Genomic DNA, 17,278 nt, shown 5'->3' with positions numbered 1-17,278 from the left:
GATCCAGGCGGATTGAGGGGGGAGGGGCTTGGGGGCTGGTTCGATGTTGTTGTAGGTCGACGGCCCTGTTCCGCCCTGCTGGGCGGGTCACTTTCTGTCCGAGCGACAGAAAGCGACTCGCCCCTTTAGGGGCGAAACCGGGGCCTCTCCAAGAGCCACCACCACAAATCTGCCGAAGTACCTTCTTGAATGCCATCAAGGCATCGCCTGTAAACCGTGATGCGTGCCTTCGCCAAGGCGTGGAGTTCTCCGCTCTGTGGACGTCGGCAACTGACGCTCAACTTAGCGTATCGATCCTTCACAATCTGCGCCTTGATTGTGAACGGCAGGGTTCTCTAGACTGGATGGGCTGCTAATACAGCAGGAACCGGGAGTGAGAACCCGATCAACGTTACCTCCTCTTCTACGCTATGGAGGTCAGCAATGTCCCAATCCGGCATTGAACCCGACGCCTTCACCCCGCCCCGACTCGATGATTCCCTTTCGCGGTTCAGTCCCGAAACCCGCCGCGCAGCGCGTGAGGACGCGCTGCCTGTTCCTCGGCAACTCTTGCTATTGAATCTCTTGGATCAAGCCGATGCGGTTGCGCGAGGCACGGCCTGCGTACTGACGTTGGTTACGCACAGCGAATGTGACGCACAGGAAGAGGGGAGCGTAGCCTTGCAGCCGGCTACGTTGGAGCCTTGCGAGCGCTCTGCCGGGCCTCCCTTGGATTGCTGGCCGACAGGGTAGAAGAAGTCGCGGAGGGAATTGAGGAGGCGATGGTCGGGTAACCAATCGCGGTCGGTCGCTGATTCACTGAGATGGCAGGTCCCGCTGGTGTCAATTGTGGGCACCGCAGGACTTGACCGACCGTTTGTGTGCCCCCTCTCCCGCAAGCGGGAGAGGGGAGCAAACCAGCGGAGCAGATAAGGCTTCAGGCTCTTAACCTTCCACTTCCGCCCACCCCTGCATCGCCTGCCCGCCGGCATCGTCCCCCGTCCACAGCACCAGCCGCCCAGCCTGCGCCGGATCAGCCGCGCCGCCAACGATGATGGTGTCCTGGTCGAACAGCGGCGCCAGGCCGCGGAAGCCAAAGCGGCGCACGCGCGCCTGCGGTTGCTCGCGCGCCACCAGGTCCAGCATCAGCATGGCCTGCATCGGCCCGTGCACCACCAGGCCGGGGTAGCCCTCGACCTCGCGCGTGTACTGGCGGTCATAGTGGATGCGGTGGCCGTTGAAGGTCAGTGCCGAGTAGCGGAACAGCATCACCGGATCTGCCTGCAGCGTGCGCTGCCACTGCGCGGCCTGCTCCAGGCGCGGGCGCGGCGGCTGCGGCCTGGACGGGTCGGGCATGGCGCGGTAGACGATATCGTGGCGCTCGTTGACCGCGGTCTTGCCGTTGACGGTCAGCTCGTGATCGACGGCGACAAACCACAGTTCACCGGTGCGCCCGGTCTTGTACTGCACGTCCTTGATGGTGGAGGTGCGCGTGACGGTATCGCCGATATGCAGTGGATGGCTGAAGCTCAGTTCGCTGCCGGCCCACATGCGGCGCGGCAGCGGCACCGGCGGCATGAAGCCGCCGAGGGTGGGATGGCCGTCGCGTCCCAGTTCACGCTGCGGCGCGCGCGGCAGGAAGTAGAGCCAGTGCCACAGCGGCGGCAGCGGGCCGGCGGCGACGGCCTCGGGGTCGAGGTCGAAGGTGGCGGCGAGGCCGATCACCGGTTCCGGCGACAGCGTTTCGGTGCGCGATTCGCTGCGGCCGATCCAGCCGCGCAGGCGTTCGAGTTCAGGAGTGGCGTCAGTCATGACAGTAAGCCTTGTAATGCGTGAAAGTGGCCGGAAGGCGGGTTATTGCGCCAGTGCCAGCAGCCGGCGGGCCTGCTCGATCACGGGCCGGTCCACCATCTTGCCATCGACCTGCACCGCATGGCTGCCGCTGGCGGTAGCTTCCAGCACACGGCGGGCCCAGTCGAGCTGCTCGGGGCTGGGCAGGAAGCCTGCGCGCGCCGCGCCCAGCTGGGCCGGGTGGATGCAGAGCTTGCCGGCAAAGCCGAGTTCGCGCGCATAGGCAACGTCGCTGGCCAGCACGGCTTCGTCTTTCAGTGCGGTGGTCACGCCGTCGACCGGCGGCGGCAGCCCGGCCACGCGTGAGGCCAGCACGATGCGCGCGCGTGCAAAGGCGAGCGCGTCGCGCGTATGGCTGCAGCCCAGGTCGACCGCATAGTCGAGCGAGCCGAAGGCAAGACGTGCCACGCCGGTGGCGGTGGCCACGGCGTCGATCTGATGCAGGCCCAGCGCGGTTTCGATGATCGCGACCAGTTCGCCCTGCGGGTTGATCGCGTGCAGGGCCTGCGCGATGGTGGCCAGCGCGGCGGCATCTTCTGCCTTGGGCACCAGCAGGCCTGCCAGCGCGGTACCCGGGGGCAGCGCGCGCAGCCAGGCCAGGTCGGCGGCAAAGGACGGCGAGGCGCTGTCGTTGATGCGGACAAAGGCATTGGCCGCGGGCAGTCCGGCCAGCCACGCGGCGATGGCTGCGCGCGCGGCGGGCTTGGCGTCCGGATGGACCGCGTCCTCGAGGTCCAGGATCATCACATCGGGGCCGGCGGCAGCGGCCTTGTCGAAGCGTTCCGGCCGGTCGCCCGGCACGAACAGGTAGGTGACTGCAGTGGACATGTCTTGGTCCTCAGCCTGCGGCGGGCAGCCAGTCGTTGACGTTCGGGGCCTGCTCCAGCGCCCACACGCGCTGGATGATGGCGCGCATCTCGGCCTCGCTCGCGCCGTGGCGGAACGCGCCCAGCTGCAGCGCTTTCGCTTCCAGTTCCGGGCGCGACAGGGTGTTGTCGGGATCGCCCTTGGGCACGTCGACGCGCGCCGCCAGTGTGCGGCCGTCGGTGGTCGTGACGGTAACGCGGCCGATCCACTGGCGCGGGTAGGCGGCGTTGATCTCGGCATCCAGTTCCATGCCGACCTTGCCGCGGAAGGCGGTCACCTTCGGGTCCTGCAGCGCATGCTGCTCGAACTCGCCCAGACCCGCATGGCCGTGCACGGCCACCAGCCCCAGCACCGTGCCCATCGAGAACTTGGCCTGGTGGATGGTGGTGGGGTTGACCACCGGGCCGAGCACGTCGATGGCGCCCTGGTGCACGTGCGTGGTGACGCTGGCGACCTGGTCGGCGCCGATGCCTTCGCGCTGCATCAGCGCCTTGAGCGCATCGGCGGCCGGGTGCGTGTGGCGGCATGAGGCGAAGAACTTGAACGAGGTCTCGGCGGTGGCCCAGCGCGTGCCCAGGCCGTCGGTCAGGCAGGCGGGGTTGGCATCGCTGGACATGCCGGCGGCCATGCCCTGTGCGCCTTCCAGGATCTGCTTCGCGCCGGTGAAGCCGGCGCGCGCGAGCCAGGCTGACTGCAGGCCATCGGCCGCGGCCTTGGCGGTATGCAGCTGCTTGGAGTCGGCGGCGTCGCGCAGGAATTCCCACAGGCCCGCGGCCTGCGTGCCGGCCGAGCCCAGTGCCTGGTTGATGCCTTCGGCATCGAGGCCGTAGAGCTTGGCCACGGCCGCGGCGGCGGCCAGCGTGCCCACCGTGCCGGTGGTGTGGAACACGCGGTAGTGCGAACGGCCCATGAATTCGCCGATGCGGATGCCGGCCTCATAGCCGGCGATCGAGGCCAGCAGCACTTCGGCGCCGGTCTTGCCCTCGGTCTGCGCGGCTGCCACCACGGCAGGGAACACCACCGCGGCCGGGTGCAGCACCGAGCCGTTGTGCACGTCGTCCTGCTCGACCACGTGCGAGGAGGCGCCGTTGATCAGCGCGGCAAAGTAGGGCGAGGTGCGGCGGCGGTCCACCAGCACTTCGGCGCCGCCTTGCGCCGGGCCCATGGCCGCGGCGAACTCCTGCAGCTTGCGCACGGCGGGGGCATCCTTGCCGGCGATGGCCGAGGCGATCCAGTCCAGGAACAGGTCCTTGGTGCGCTCGATCACGGGCGCGGGCACGTCGGCCAGCTTGAGGTCGGCCAGGAAGTCGCAAAGCTGGCGGGTGGGGTAGGTGGTGTCTGCGGGTTGGCTCATGCAGGCTCCGATGCGGATTGGGTTTCGTGGAGGAGGAAAAAGCCCGGCGCTCTGTGCGAGATGGCCGGGCGTCGTGTGTTCAGATGGTCCGCTTGTCAGCCAGCGCGGCGATATCGCCGTCGTCATAGCCGAGCTCGGCCAGGATCTGCCGGCTGTGCGCGCCCAGTGCCGGTACGTCGCCCATGACAGGCTCCACGCCCGACAGGTTGGCGGGCGGCAGCAGCGCGCCGATCGGACCGCCCGGGGTGGCCACTTCGCGCCAGCGCTGGCGTGCCTGCAACTGCGGATGGTTCCATACGCCCTCGATGTCGTTCATCGGGGCATTGGCGATCTGCGCCTCGTCGAGCAGTGCCTCGGCCTGCGCCACAGTCATCGGCGCGAAGCGCTCTTCGATGATGGCGGTGAGTTCGGGGCGATTGTGCACACGGGCCGTATTGCTGGAGAAGCGTTCGTCCTGCGCCAGTTCCCGGTTGCCGAGCACGATCTCGCAGAAATTGGCGAACTCGCGTTCGTTCTGCACGCTGAAGATCACGCTGCCATTGCCGGTGCGATGCACGCCATACGGGGCGATGGTCGGATGCGAAGCGCCGAAGCGTCCCGGCGGCTTGCCGCCGTAGTGGCCGAAGTAGAGGACCTGGTTCATCCACTCGGCCATCGCCTCGAGCATGGTCACCTGCACGCGCAGGCCCTTGCCGGTGCGGCCACGCTGCAGCAGCGCCGAAAGGATGCCGCTGTAGGCGTACATGCCGGCCGAGATGTCGGCGATCGAAACGCCGGCGCGCGACGGCTCGTTCGGTCCGCCGGTGAGGCCCACCAGGCCGGCGGCGGCCTGGATCAGCAGGTCGTAGGCCTTCTTGTCGCGATAGGGACCGGAGTCGCCATAGCCCGAGATGTCACAGACGATGAGCTTGTCGTACTTGCCGTGCAGGCTGTCGAAGTCCAGGCCCATGCGCGCTGCCGCGCCGGGGGCGAGGTTCTGCACCAGCACATCGGCATCGGCCAGCAGCCGGTGCAGGATGGCCTGCGCCTCTCGATCCTTCAGATCCAGGGTCAGGCTTTCCTTGCCCCGGTTAAGCCACACAAAGTACGAGGCCTGGCCGTGCACGGACTGGTCATAGCCGCGCGCGAAGTCGCCCACTCCGGGGCGCTCGATCTTGATGACGCGGGCACCAAGGTCGGCCAGCTGGCGCGTGGCGAAGGGCGCGGCCACGGCGTGCTCGAGCGAGACCACGCGGATGCCGTCGAGCGGGCGGATGCCTTTGGGGGAATGGGACATGCAGGGGCCTTAGAACGAACGCGGCAGCTCGAGCACATGCTCGGCCACGTAGGACAGGATCAGGTTGGTCGAGATCGGCGCCACCTGGTACAGGCGCGTCTCGCGGAACTTGCGTTCGATGTCGTACTCGGCGGCAAAGCCGAAGCCGCCGTGCGTCTGCAGGCAGACGTTGGCCGCTTCCCACGACGCGTCGGCGGCCAGCAGCTTGGAGATATTGGCTTCCTTGCCGCACGGCTTGCCGGCGTCGAACAATTGCGACGCCTTGTAGCGCATCAGGCTGGCCGCCTCGACATTGATGTACGAGCGCGCGATCGGGAACTGCACGGCCTGGTTCTGGCCGATCGGGCGGTCGAACACGATGCGGTCGCGCGCATAGTTGCTGGCGCGCTCGACAAACCAGTAGCCATCGCCGATGCACTCCGCGGCGATCAGGATGCGTTCGGCGTTGAGGCCGTCAAGGATGTACTTCAGGCCCTTGCCTTCCTCGCCGATCAGGTTTCCGGCGGGGACTTCGAGGTTGTCGAAAAACAGCTCGTTGGTCTCGTGGTTGACCATGTTGCGGATCGGCTTGACCGTCAGGCCCTTGCCGATGGCATCACGCAGGTCCACCACAAACACCGACAGGCCCTCGGACTTGCGCTTGACCTGGTCCAGCGGCGTGGTGCGTGCCAGCAGCAGCATCAGGTCCGAATGCTGCACGCGCGAAATCCATACCTTCTGGCCATTGACGATGTACTTGTCGCCCTGGCGCACCGCGGTGGTCTTGAGCTTGGTGGTGTCGGTGCCGGTGGTGGGCTCGGTCACGGCCATCGACTGCATGCGCAACTCGCCCGAGGCGATGCCCGGCAGCCAGCGCTGTTTCTGCGCTTCGGAGCCGTGGCGCAGCAGGCAGCCCATTACGTACATCTGGCCGTGGCAGGCGCCGGAATTGCCGCCGCTGCGGTTGATTTCCTCCATGATGACCGAGGCGGCTGTCAGCGACAGGCCCGAGCCGCCATAGGCTTCGGGGATCAGCGCTGACAGCCAGCCCGCCTGGGTCAGAGCCTGGACAAAGGTCTCAGGAAAGGCGTTCTGCTCTTCCACCCGTTGCCAGTACGCCGAATCGAAGCCGGCACAGAGGTCGCGTACCGCTTCGCGGATTTCGGGGTAGAGCTGGTCTGGATCCTGATGTGCGTGCATGGGGTAGCCCCGCTCGGATTGAATGGGGCCATTATTCCCGAGCCCCCGGCACGCTGAAATTCGGATTTGCGAAAGAGCGGCTTAGGTGGGCCGGAAGCGGGGGGGGGGCGGAAGCTGCATGCGGCGCCGGGGCGCCCGCAGTTGCGCAAGAGGCCGGCGCAGCGGCCTCTTGCGCGGGGATGGCTGGCAGGCCGGGCCTGGGAATCAGTGCATGAAGAGCCAGATCAGGACCAGGATGAAGGCCGGGACGCCAAGTAGCCAGGCAAGGATATAGGGCATGGTGCAACTCCTGTCGATGACGGTAATCGGTGATTCCAATATAGGAATGCCGTCATGGCGGCACTGTCGGCGAGCTTCCGCTTGCGGTGTAGGACGCAGCCGCAAGCGCCTGGTGGACGGCCCGCGCGGTGTGGCGCGAGCGCCTTGGGGCCCGCCGGCCCGGTTGCCGGCAGGCCATCCCGTGCTACGCTCAGGTGTACCCAAGCACCCGGAGACGAGCCATGGACGGGGTCTGGTCCGAGATCTACAGTGTCTTGCGCGCCGAGTTCGCCGATGTGCCGGACGCTGGCGAGGCCACCCGCATCCTGGCACGCCTGTTCATGGCGGTGTTGCTGGGCGGCCTGATCGGCTATCAGCGCGAGGCCTCCGGCAAGGCAGCGGGGCTGCGCACCCATATGCTGGTGGCGCTGGGCTCGGCGCTGTTCGTGCTGGTGCCGCTGCAGGCAGGGACGCCGCTGGCCGACATCAGCCGCGTGCTGCAGGGGCTGATTGCCGGCATCGGCTTCCTTGGCGCCGGCGCGATCCTGAAGCACAGCGACGAAGCTCACATCCAGGGCCTGACCACCGCGGCCAGCATCTGGATGGTCGCGGCCATCGGCGTGGCTGCCGGCCTGGGTCGCGATACCACCGCGGTGATCGCCACCATTTTCACGCTGGTCATCCTGCAGGTCCTGCAGCGCTGGAAATAGCGCACCCGCGCCCGGTGCATCCGGCACCCCGTGCCGCCCGGCGTGCGCCGGTCTGTTCGCTTGCCCGCCAATTTGCGTCATTTCCCACAGTAATGCGCGCCAGCGCACGCTGCCCGCGCGCGCTGCGCCCTATGCTGTGGCACAGGTTGCGCCGCGATCCACAGGCGCGGCCGTGGCAGAGCAGGGGGAGGCAGCCATGAAATCATCGATCCGTGACGATGCGGCGCTGGCCGCATTCGTGGGGCCGCGCTATGCGTACTACAGCCAGCGCTGGTCCCTGGCAGAGGCACGCGGCGGCATGTCGTGGAACTGGGCGGCGTGCCTGCTGGGGCCGTTCTGGATGGCCTACCGGCGCATGTACTGGCAGGTGGGGGTCTATGCGCTGATCGTCTGCGCCGAACCGGTGCTGCACGCGCTGTTCGGGCTGAAGATGCCGCTGGCGGTCCGGCCGATGCTGTATGCCATGGCGCTGCTGCTGGGCATGTATGGCAACCAGATCTACCGCTGGCATGCCGAGGCGACCGTCCGGCACCTGCGCGAGTACCATTTCTCACCGGAACTGGTGCACGACTCGCTGGCGCGCTGTGGCCGCACCAGCTGGCCCGGTGTGTTCGCCATGGGCCTGCTGCTGGTGGTGATGGCGGTGTCGCTGAGCCCGCTGGCGGGGCTGGTGGTGCAGGGCGGCGGGCTGGCCGCCGGCTGAACGGTCGGCGGCTTCCCTGATTTACACGGGCTCGCGCGCCGCGTCGACCAGGTACTGGATCAGGGTTTCGGCAAACTGGGGCAGTTCGCGCCCCGGGCGGCGCACCAGGCGCAGCTCGCGCTTGGCCCATTCGTCTTCCAGCTGGATAAAGCGCAGCACCTTGCGGCTGGCGTAGCGGCGCGCGCAGCTGTTGGGCACGATGGCGATGCCCGCGCCGGCCTCGACCATGCGGCATACGGCATCGAAGCTGCCCACCTGGATGCGCAGGCTGATGCGCTTGCCCATGCCGCCGGCGATGCGGTCCAGGAACGACTGGATCGCGCTGAACTGGTTCAGGCCGACAAAGCGGCAGGTATCGAGCAGGTCGGCGAAATGCAGCCGCTTGAAGGCCGGCAGCGGGTGGTTGACCGGTGCAATCACGATCAGCTCATCGCTGCACAGGTGCATCGCGTCCAGGTCCTGGGTGGCGACTTCACCGGCCACGATGCCCAGGTCGGCGGCGCCGGCGCTGATGGCCGAGACGATTTCCTGCGACAGGTGCTCTTCCAGCTCGATGTCCACGTCCGGGTTCTCGCTCAGGAAGCGCGATACGCCGGTGGCCAGGAACGAGTTGGTGGCGGTGGTGTTGGCCAGCAGCCGCACCCGGCCCTTGACGCCCTTGGCATAGGGCCGCAGGTCGGCGTGCAGGCATTCCAGTTCGCGGAAGACCTCGCGCGCGTGGCGCAGCAGCGCATCGCCCGCCGGCGTCAGGCGCACCCCCTTGACCTGGCGGATCAGCAATTGTGTCTGGAACGCCTCTTCCAGTTGCTTGATCCGGGTGCTGGCCGCGGGCAGCGACAGGAAGCTGCGTTCGGCCGCGCGGGTCAGGTTCTCCGTCTCGCCAACGTTCAGGAAGAGGCGGAGGTCGGTCAGGTCGTAATGCATGGGCTTCCGTCAGGCCAAAGGCCAGTTTTGTGATTCGTGAATTCCAAAGTCTCGGCCGTCAATTTATCGTATCCACTGCGGCGTGGACATCCGGATTGACCGCACCGGCGGGCGAATGCCCGCGGCGCAGGGGTGTTTCGCCGGGTTTGCGGTCGGTGACCGCACAAAAAGTATTCAGAGGAGCAACGCAATGAGCGGTTTGATGGCAGGCAAGGTCGCGCTGGTGACGGGCGCAGGTGGTGGAATCGGGCGCGGCATCGCGCTGGCACTGGCCGCCGCCGGCGCCAAGGTGGTGGTCAACGACCTCGGCGTGTCGATGACCGGCGAGGGCGGCGACGCCGGCCCCGCTCAGCGCGTGGTGGAGGAAATCCGCGCCGCCGGCGGCGAGGCCGTGGCCAATACCGACAGCGTGTCGACCTGGAACGGCGCCAATGCCATCGTGCAATGCGCGCTGGACAACTTCGGCCGCATCGACGCCGTGGTCAACAACGCCGGCAACCTGCGCGACCGCATGTTCTTCAAGATGAATGAAGAAGAATGGCGCTCGGTGATCGACGTGCACCTGCACGGCACCTTCTTCGTCAGCCGCGCCGCGGCCAGCTACTTCAAGGACCAGGAGAGCGGCGCCTACGTGCACATGACCTCGACCTCGGGCCTGATCGGCAACCTGGGCCAGGCCAACTACTCGGCGGCCAAGCTGGGCATTGCCGCGCTGTCCAAGTCGATCGCGCTGGACATGCAGCGCTTCAATGTGCGCTCGAACTGCATCGCGCCGTTCGCCTGGAGCCGCATGACCAGCTCGATCCCGGCCGAAACGCCGGAAGAGAAAGCGCGCGTGGCCAAGCTGCAGAAGATGGAAGCCGGCAAGATCGCGCCGGTGGCGGTCTACCTTGCCAGCCCGGCCGCCAGCGAAGTCAACGGCCAGATCTTCGCGGTGCGTGCCAACGAGATCATCCTGATGAGCCAGCCGCGCCCGGTGCGCTCGGTGCACATGAGCGATGGCTGGACGCCTGAAACCGTGGGCGAGATCGCCATGCCGGCGATGCGCAACAGCTTCTTCAAGCTGGAGCGTTCGCCCGATGTGATCAGCTGGGACCCGATCTGATGGCGGGCAGCCAGGCCGCGGCGCACGGCGCGCTTGCCGGCGTGCGGGTGCTGGACCTGTCGCGCATCCTGGCCGGTCCCTGGTGCGCGCAGAACCTGGCGGACCTGGGCGCCGAAGTCATCAAGGTGGAGCGGCCCGGCGCGGGCGACGACACCCGTTCGTGGGGGCCGCCCTGGCTGCCCGGCGCGGACGGGCAGCCGTCGCGCGACGCCACCTACTTTGCCGGCGCCAACCGCGGCAAGCAGTCGGTGACGCTCGATATCGCCAGCCCGCAAGGGCAGGAGATTGTGCGCGAACTGGCGGCCAAGTCGCAGATCGTGCTGGAGAACTACAAGGTCGGCGACCTGAAGCGCTACGGGCTGGACTATGACAGCCTCAAGGCGATCAACCCGTCCATCGTCTACTGCTCGATCACGGGCTACGGCCAGACCGGGCCGAGCGCGCACAAGCCCGGCTATGACTTCATCTTCCAGGGCCTGGGCGGCCTGATGAGCGTCACCGGCGAGCGCGACGACCTGCCCGGCGGCGGGCCGCAGAAGGTGGGCGTGGCGGTGGTCGACATGCTTACCGGCATGTATGCCACCGTGGCCGTGCTGGCCGCGTTGCGACATGCCGAGCGCACCGGCGAGGGCCAGCATATCGACATGGCGCTGCTCGATGCGGTGGTGGCGGTCGGCGCCACGCCGATCATCGCCCAGCGCGTGACCGGCAAGGCCATGCCGCGCTACGGCAATGCGCACGCCAATATGGTGCCCTACCATGTGTTCGCCACCGCCGACGGCTACATGATCGTGGCGGCCGGTAACGACGGGCAGTGGCAGGCGTATTGCCGCGGCGTCGAGCGTCCCGACCTGGCCGCCGACGAGCGCTTTGCCACCGGCCCCGGCCGCATCATCCATCGCGACACGCTGGTGCCGCTGCTCGAGGCGCATATGCGCACGCGGCCGACGGCGCACTGGGTGCAGGCGCTGGAAGCGCAGGGCATCCCGTGCGGGCCGATCAACGACTACGGCCAGGTGCTGGAAGACCCGCAGGTGCGGCATCGCGAGCTGCAGGTCGACCTGGTGCGCGACGACGGCAGCCTGTGCCCGACCGTCAAGAGCCCGTTGCGGCTGTCGGCAACCCCGGTGCAATACGACGCACCGCCGCCGCGGCTGGGCGAGCATACCGAACAGGTGCTGGAATCGGTGCTGGGTATGTCGGCCGAGCGCATCGCCAGGCTGCGCGAGCAAGGCGTGGTCTGATTGGTGACGGATGCCTGGCAGGCAACTGCCGGGCACTGCCTGCTTCCGGGCGGATCACCAGGCCTCTGCACAAAGTCCCCCCATCGCCTAGGCTGTCTGGGTAGCGGCCCGAACCGTGATTCCCGGGTTCCCCACAGGAGACAGCCATGAACGAAGAGACCTTCAACCTCAGCATCCGCAAGTTCCTGAAGGTGGTCGGCGTCAGCTCACAGCGCGAGATCGAACAGGCGATAGCCAGGGCCATGGCCGACGGTACCATCGCCGGCAACGAGCACTTGCCGGTGTCGGTGACGCTGGAACTGGCTGGTGTCAAGCTCCAGGCGCGCTTCGAGGGTGAAATCCAGCTTGAGTAAGGCAGTCATGGCGGTGCTCGTTTTGGTTCTGTTTCTTGCGTGAAACGCCAAAAGGATGACCCCGCCCGGTCCTTTTGTTGCGCCATCTGATCCATCCGCAGTATGGGCGCGCAGGGCCCCTTCACATATTCTTCCCGGAAACGTCGAACCAATGGGACCGGGGGGAAACCATGGCTGGATGCAACGAGCGCATGCATTGCGCAGGGGGCGCGGTATGCGCAGGCCGTGCAACGCTATGTGCGCAAGGGCGGGTCACTCGCCACGCGCCGCTCTGAAGGGCGGGGGCCGTTGCCATGCATGCCGCCGCCGCGCCCGCAAGGAACATCGAGGACACCGGCTGGAACCTGCCGGATCCGGCAGGTCGGCACGCGCGCCCCGATGATCCGCTGCTGGCGTGCCTGCTCTGGCTGGCCCGGCGCTTCCAGCGGCCAGTCGCGGCCGAAGCCCTGATTGCGGGCCTGCCGCTGGAGGCGGAGCGCCTGACCCCTGCCTTGTTTCCACGCGCGGCCGCACGCGCGGGCATGTCGGCCCGGCTGGTCAAGCGCCCGCTGGGCGACATCCCGGACCTGGTGCTGCCCGCCATCCTGCTGCTCGACCAGGGCGAGGCCTGCGTAATGCTGCGCCGTGGCGACGTGGGCATGCTGCTGGTCTCGCAGCCGGAGTGGGGCGACGGCGAGCAGCCGGTCCGCCAGGAAGACCTGCTGGCCCGGTACACCGGCCATGCCATCTTTGCCCGGCCCGCGCACCGCTTCGAGGCGGCGGACGATGCCGGGCCGGCGTCGCCACATGGATGGTTCTGGGGCGTGATGCGCCAGTCGTGGCCGCTCTATGGCGAGGTGCTGGTTGCCTCGCTGCTGCTCAGCCTGTTCGCGCTGGTCATGCCGCTGTTCACCATGAACGTCTATGACCGTGTGGTGCCGAACCATGCGCTGGAAACGCTGTGGGCACTGGCCATCGGTGTGGGCCTGGTGCTTGGCTTCGAGCTGGTGATGCGCACGCTGCGGGGCTATTTTGTCGACGTAGCGGGCCGGCGCATCGATGTCACGGTGTCCGCGACGGTGTTCGAGAAGGTGCTGGGCATCGAGATGAAGGCGCGGCCGGCGTCGGTGGGCAGCCTGAGCAGCCAGCTGCATGAATTCGAGTCGGTGCGCGAGTTCCTGACCTCGGCCACCATCACGACCCTGGTTGACCTTCCGTTCGCCGCGGTCTTCATTGCGGCCATGTTCTGGGTCGGTGGCCCGCTGGCCTGGGTGCCGCTGCTGGCGGTGCCGCTGGTGATCGGCACCAGCCTGCTGCTGCAGGGACCGCTGTCGCGCGCGGTGCGCGCCAGCAGCGCCTGCGCGGCCCAGCGCCAGGCCGCACTGGTCGAAACCCTGGTGGGGCTGGAGACCGTCAAGACCAGCGGTGCCGAAGGTGCCGCCCAGCGCAAATGGGAGCAGGTGGTCGGGCAGATGGCGCAACTGGGGCTGCGCGCGCGGCTGCTCTCCGCCTGCGTGATCAACTTCTCGCTGTTCGCCCAGCAGGCCGCCACGCTGGTGGTGGTGGTGATCGGCGTCTACCTGATCGCCGACGACCGGCTGACCACGGGCGGCCTGATTGCCTGCACCATCCTTGCCGGCCGCGCGCTGGCGCCGCTGTCGCAAGTGGCGGGGCTGACCACCCGCTATCACCAGGCGCGCACCGCGCTGGCCGGTATCGACCGCATGATGGCGCTGCCCGTCGAGCGCCCGCCCGGCAAGCATTTCCTGCACCGTCCGCCGCTGCGCGGCGAGATCGAGTTCCGGCAGGTCAGCTTTCGCTATCCGGGCCGCGACATCGCGGCACTGGATGGGGTCTCGTTCCGCATTGCCAGCGGCGAGCGGGTTGGCCTGATAGGCCGCATCGGCTCAGGCAAGACCACCATCGAGAAGCTGATCCTTGGCCTGTACGCACCGGATGCCGGCACCGTGCTGGTCGACGGCGCGGAGGTGCGCCAGCTGGACCCGGCCGCGTTGCGGCGCGACATCGGCTATGTGCCGCAGGACGTGATGCTGTTCAGCGGGACGCTGCGCGACAACATCGTGATGGGCGCCCCGTACACCGACGACGAGGCGGTGCTGCGCGCGGCGCGCCTGGGCGGCGTGAGCGACTTTGTCGGTCGCCTGCCGGACGGCTATGACTTGCGCCTGGGAGAGCGCGGCGAAGGCCTGTCGGGCGGCCAGCGCCAGGCCATTGCCATTGCCCGTGCCGAGTTGCTGCAGCCGCCGCTGCTGCTGCTCGACGAACCCAGCAGCGCCATGGACAACCGCACCGAGGAGCAGTTCAAGGCGCGCCTGGCCTTAGCGCTGGGCGGGCGCACGCTGATCCTGGTCACGCATCGCGGCTCGCTGCTCAGCCTGGTCGATCGCCTGATCGTGATGGACCAGGGCCGTATCGTCGCCGATGGTCCCAAGGCCGAAGTCCTGAACGCGCTCGCGGGGAGGAAGCTCCATGTCGCTTCAGCCTGATCCGCAACGCATGGGGCCAGTGCGGCGCCTGATCGCCGCGCTGAGGCCACGTGCCGACGACACCGCCTTCATGTGCGAGCGCGATGCGGCCGCGATGGCGCAACCGCGCTATTTCACGCACTGGATCCTTTGGTCCGCCCTGGTCTTCGTGCTGTTGGCGCTGGCCTGGGCCGCGCTGGCGCGGGTGGACGAGGTGGCCGTGGGCGAGGGCAAGGTGATCCCGTCGAGCCAGGTGCAGGTGGTGCAGAACCTCGAAGGCGGGATCATCGCCGAGATCATGGTGCGACCGGGGCAGGTGGTGAACAAGGACCAGCCGCTGATGCGCATCGACGATACACGCTTCACGGCTTCATACCAGGAAGGCCGCACCAGGGACGATGCGCTGGTGGCACGCATTGCGCGCCTGAGCGCCGAGGCCGACGGCACGGCGTTCGTGGCGAGCGCGCCGGCCGATGCCGAGGGCCGCCGCTTCGTGTCCGAGGAGCGCGCGCTGTTCGAGTCACGCAAGCGCGCGTTCGATGCCAATCTCGCCGTGCTGCGCCAGCAGTCCGAGCAGCGGCGGCAGGAGCTGACCGAGAAGCGCTCGCGCGAGCAGCAACTGCGGCGGAGCCATCGGCTGGTGGCACAGGAGCTGGCCATGATGCGCCCGATGATGGCGCAGGGCGTCGTGTCCGAGGTCGACCTGCTGCGGCTGGAGCGCCAGGCCAATGACCTGAAAGGCGAGCTGGAGGCCGCACGGCTCGCCATGCCGCGCCTGGAGGCCGCCTACCGCGAGAGCCAGCAAAAAGCCGACGAACTGGGCACGCATTATCGTGCCGAGGCCATGAAAGAGCTCAACCAGGCCAAGGCCGAACAGGCCGCGCAGAGCGCCACCAACACCGCGCTGCAGGACCGCGTCGACCGTACCCTGGTACGCGCCCCGCTTGCGGGCGTCATCAAGCAGATCAAGATCAATACCGTTGGCGGCGTGGTGCAGCCCGGCATGGATCTGCTGGAGATCGTCCCGCTGGAAGACACGCTGCTGGTAGAGGCGCGCGTGCGGCCTGCCGACATTGCCTTCCTGCGGCCCGGCCAGCCGGCGGTGGTCAAGCTGTCGGCCTATGACTTTTCGATCTATGGCGGCTTTGCCGGCACCGTGGAGCATATCAGCGCCGATACGCTGACACCGGAGCGCCCGGGCGAGCGCCCGGAAAGCTACTACCTGGTGCGCGTGCGCACGCGCGACAACCGGCCAGGCGGCAGTGCCGTGCAGGTGCCCATCCTGCCCGGCATGGTGGCGACGGTCGATGTGCTGACCGGGCAGAAGACGGTGCTCCATTACCTGCTCAAGCCCATCATCAAGACCAGGGAACTGGCGTTCCGGGAACGATAAGAGCGGGCGGTTTGCCCACGACGACAACAAGCAAGGCATGGCCAGCAGGCTGGCATTCAGGACGGAGAGTGATCATGGCAACCCTGACAGGTAGCAACGGCAGCGACAGCATCAGCGGCACCACGTCCGCCGACACCATCCTGAGCGGCAATGGCAATGACTACGTCAGCGCCGGCGATGGCAACGACTATGTCGATGCCGGCAACGGCGACGATATCGTCGAAGGCGGCAGCGGCGACGACACGCTGCTGGGCGCCAACGGCAAGGACCGGGTCTTCGGCGGGCTCGGCAATGACAACTTGTCGGGTGGCAACGGCACCGACGCGGTCTATGGCGGCGGCGGCGATGACGTGATCGGCAGCATCGACGGCTCGTCGGCGCTTTACACCGGCGACAATGGCGGCGATACGCTGTATGGCGACGGCTATGACAGCTACGCCGACTACCTGCTCGGTGCCGGCCATGAGTCAGCCCGGCCGGGTAACGACCGCATCTATGGCGGCAACGGCGACGACCTGATCTACGGGGACAACGGCAACAATGCCGCCCTGGGCGGCGACGACATCATTGCCGGTGGCAACGGCAAGGACACCATCTACGGTGAAGGCGGCAACGACAAGATCGCCGGCGGGGCAGGCGGCGACACCCTGAGCGGCGGCAGCGGCGCCGACGTCTTTGTCTATAACGCCGTCTCCGACTCCACCGCGGCCGGCATGGATGTGATCACCGACTTCCAGCGCGGCGTGGACCACCTCGACTTGCGGCCCGTGCTGGGCGACACTGGCTTTGAATGGGGTGGCCGCCAGCCCACGGCCCACGGAGCCTGGTTCCAGCAATCGGGGGGCAATACCTATGTCTACGTGGATGTCGACGGCAATCCCGCCACGGCGGAAATGGTCATCAAGCTCAACGGCCTGCACGAACTGACCAAGTCGGACTTCGCTGGCTACGACAACCATGCGCCAACGGCAGTGGCCGATACCCACGCGATCGGCGAGAACAACTCTCCGAACCCGATCACCGGCAATGTGCTGTCGAACGACAGCGACGTCGATGCGGGGAACGTGCTGGCCGTGGCCAATCCCGGCACTTATGCCGGCCAGTACGGCACGCTGACGCTCCACGCCGACGGCAGCTACAGCTATGAGCTGGACAACGGCAATGGCCAGGTGCAGGCATTGCGGCAGGGCCAGCAAGTCCAGGACACGTTCAACTATGAGGTGTCCGACGGGCAGGCCAGCGCGGCTTCATCGCTGAGCATCCGGATTACTGGTGCCAACGATGGAGCCACGATCACGGCCTCGGACAGCGAAGACAAGGCGGTAACCGAGGCTGGCGGCGCAGGCAACACCGACCTCGGCGACGCCTCCGCCAGCGGCAAGCTGACGGTCACTGACGTCGATACCGGTGAAGCGCACTTTGCCGCAGTGCCGCCGGAGAGTCTGGCAGGACAGTACGGCACCTTCAGCTTCGACAGCAACACCGGCGCCTGGAGCTATACGCTCGACAACACCAAGGCCGATGTGCTGATCGCGGGGCAGCAGGTCAGCGATTCGCTGACGGTGTCCTCCGCCGACCAGAGCGCGCAGCAGACCATCAAGGTCGACATCACCGGTG

General features: G+C 67.5%; 14 protein-coding genes. 8 read left to right on the top strand and 6 right to left on the bottom strand.

Features of this window, described 5'->3' with window-relative positions; all coding sequences use genetic code 11:
* Positions 1-924: 924 nt before the first annotated feature.
* The 5 genes from AC3WRR_RS18760 to AC3WRR_RS18740 all read right to left on the bottom strand — a co-directional run bounded on the left by AC3WRR_RS18760 (position 925) and on the right by AC3WRR_RS18740 (position 6,506).
* Positions 925-1,791 carry an HTD2 family dehydratase gene (locus AC3WRR_RS18760; RefSeq protein WP_011616748.1) on the bottom strand — a complete coding sequence of 289 codons (867 nt, stop codon included), beginning with the start codon at positions 1,789-1,791 and terminating at the stop codon, positions 925-927.
* Between the two features lie 42 nt (positions 1,792-1,833).
* The gene (locus AC3WRR_RS18755; RefSeq protein WP_058697838.1) at positions 1,834-2,658 is read right to left on the bottom strand and encodes an HpcH/HpaI aldolase/citrate lyase family protein; all 825 of its coding nucleotides are present in this window, start codon (positions 2,656-2,658) and stop codon (positions 1,834-1,836) included.
* A gap of 10 nt (positions 2,659-2,668) precedes the next feature.
* Positions 2,669-4,051, bottom strand: coding sequence for an MmgE/PrpD family protein (locus tag AC3WRR_RS18750; RefSeq protein ID WP_492297794.1), 1,383 nt, complete (start codon positions 4,049-4,051; stop codon positions 2,669-2,671).
* Positions 4,052-4,130: 79 nt separating this feature from the next.
* A complete protein-coding gene (locus AC3WRR_RS18745; RefSeq protein ID WP_010813953.1) occupies positions 4,131-5,327 on the bottom strand; it encodes a CaiB/BaiF CoA transferase family protein in 1,197 nt (398 codons plus the stop codon).
* Positions 5,328-5,336: 9 nt separating this feature from the next.
* Positions 5,337-6,506 carry an acyl-CoA dehydrogenase family protein gene (locus AC3WRR_RS18740; RefSeq protein ID WP_011616752.1) on the bottom strand — a complete coding sequence of 390 codons (1,170 nt, stop codon included), beginning with the start codon at positions 6,504-6,506 and terminating at the stop codon, positions 5,337-5,339.
* Positions 6,507-7,006: 500 nt separating this feature from the next.
* Between AC3WRR_RS18740 and AC3WRR_RS18735 the strand changes: the two genes are divergently transcribed.
* Together AC3WRR_RS18735 and AC3WRR_RS18730 are read left to right on the top strand one after the other, a co-directional pair.
* Positions 7,007-7,474 carry an MgtC/SapB family protein gene (locus AC3WRR_RS18735; RefSeq protein ID WP_010813951.1) on the top strand — a complete coding sequence of 156 codons (468 nt, stop codon included), beginning with the start codon at positions 7,007-7,009 and terminating at the stop codon, positions 7,472-7,474.
* Between the two features lie 196 nt (positions 7,475-7,670).
* The gene (locus AC3WRR_RS18730; protein ID WP_492297791.1) at positions 7,671-8,177 is read left to right on the top strand and encodes a DUF2628 domain-containing protein; all 507 of its coding nucleotides are present in this window, start codon (positions 7,671-7,673) and stop codon (positions 8,175-8,177) included.
* 21 nt (positions 8,178-8,198) lie between these two features.
* On the opposite strand, the gene AC3WRR_RS18725 is transcribed toward AC3WRR_RS18730, so the two are convergent.
* Complete coding sequence (locus AC3WRR_RS18725) at positions 8,199-9,101, bottom strand: LysR family transcriptional regulator (RefSeq protein ID WP_010813949.1); 903 nt, start codon at positions 9,099-9,101, stop codon at positions 8,199-8,201.
* 190 nt (positions 9,102-9,291) lie between these two features.
* Here AC3WRR_RS18725 and AC3WRR_RS18720 point away from each other — a divergent pair, with 190 nt between their 5' ends.
* The 6 genes from AC3WRR_RS18720 to AC3WRR_RS18695 form a co-directional block, all read left to right on the top strand.
* Entirely contained in the window at positions 9,292-10,206 is a 915-nt protein-coding gene (locus AC3WRR_RS18720; protein ID WP_010813948.1) for an SDR family NAD(P)-dependent oxidoreductase, read from the top strand.
* Positions 10,206-11,450 carry a CaiB/BaiF CoA transferase family protein gene (locus tag AC3WRR_RS18715; RefSeq protein WP_010813947.1) on the top strand — a complete coding sequence of 415 codons (1,245 nt, stop codon included), beginning with the start codon at positions 10,206-10,208 and terminating at the stop codon, positions 11,448-11,450. The genes AC3WRR_RS18720 and AC3WRR_RS18715 overlap by 1 nt, the downstream gene beginning before the upstream one ends.
* Before the next feature lie 146 nt (positions 11,451-11,596).
* On the top strand, positions 11,597-11,803 hold the full coding sequence (locus tag AC3WRR_RS18710; protein ID WP_010813946.1) for a DUF6494 family protein: 207 nt from the start codon (positions 11,597-11,599) through the stop codon (positions 11,801-11,803).
* A 293-nt stretch (positions 11,804-12,096) separates the two neighbouring features.
* Positions 12,097-14,289, top strand: coding sequence for a type I secretion system permease/ATPase (locus AC3WRR_RS18705; RefSeq protein WP_492297789.1), 2,193 nt, complete (start codon positions 12,097-12,099; stop codon positions 14,287-14,289).
* Positions 14,273-15,661, top strand: coding sequence for an HlyD family type I secretion periplasmic adaptor subunit (locus AC3WRR_RS18700; protein WP_492297787.1), 1,389 nt, complete (start codon positions 14,273-14,275; stop codon positions 15,659-15,661). Before AC3WRR_RS18705 ends, AC3WRR_RS18700 begins: the two co-directional genes overlap by 17 nt.
* A gap of 74 nt (positions 15,662-15,735) precedes the next feature.
* Positions 15,736-17,278 (top strand): VCBS domain-containing protein (locus AC3WRR_RS18695; protein ID WP_492297785.1); only part of this gene is annotated, 1,543 nt, incomplete at its 3' end.

The sequence above is a fragment of the Cupriavidus sp. FW305-3-2-15-C-LB2 genome (genome assembly GCF_058787575.1).
Note: the sequence above shows the minus strand (reverse complement) of the source record. Positions and strands in the feature narration are given on the sequence as shown.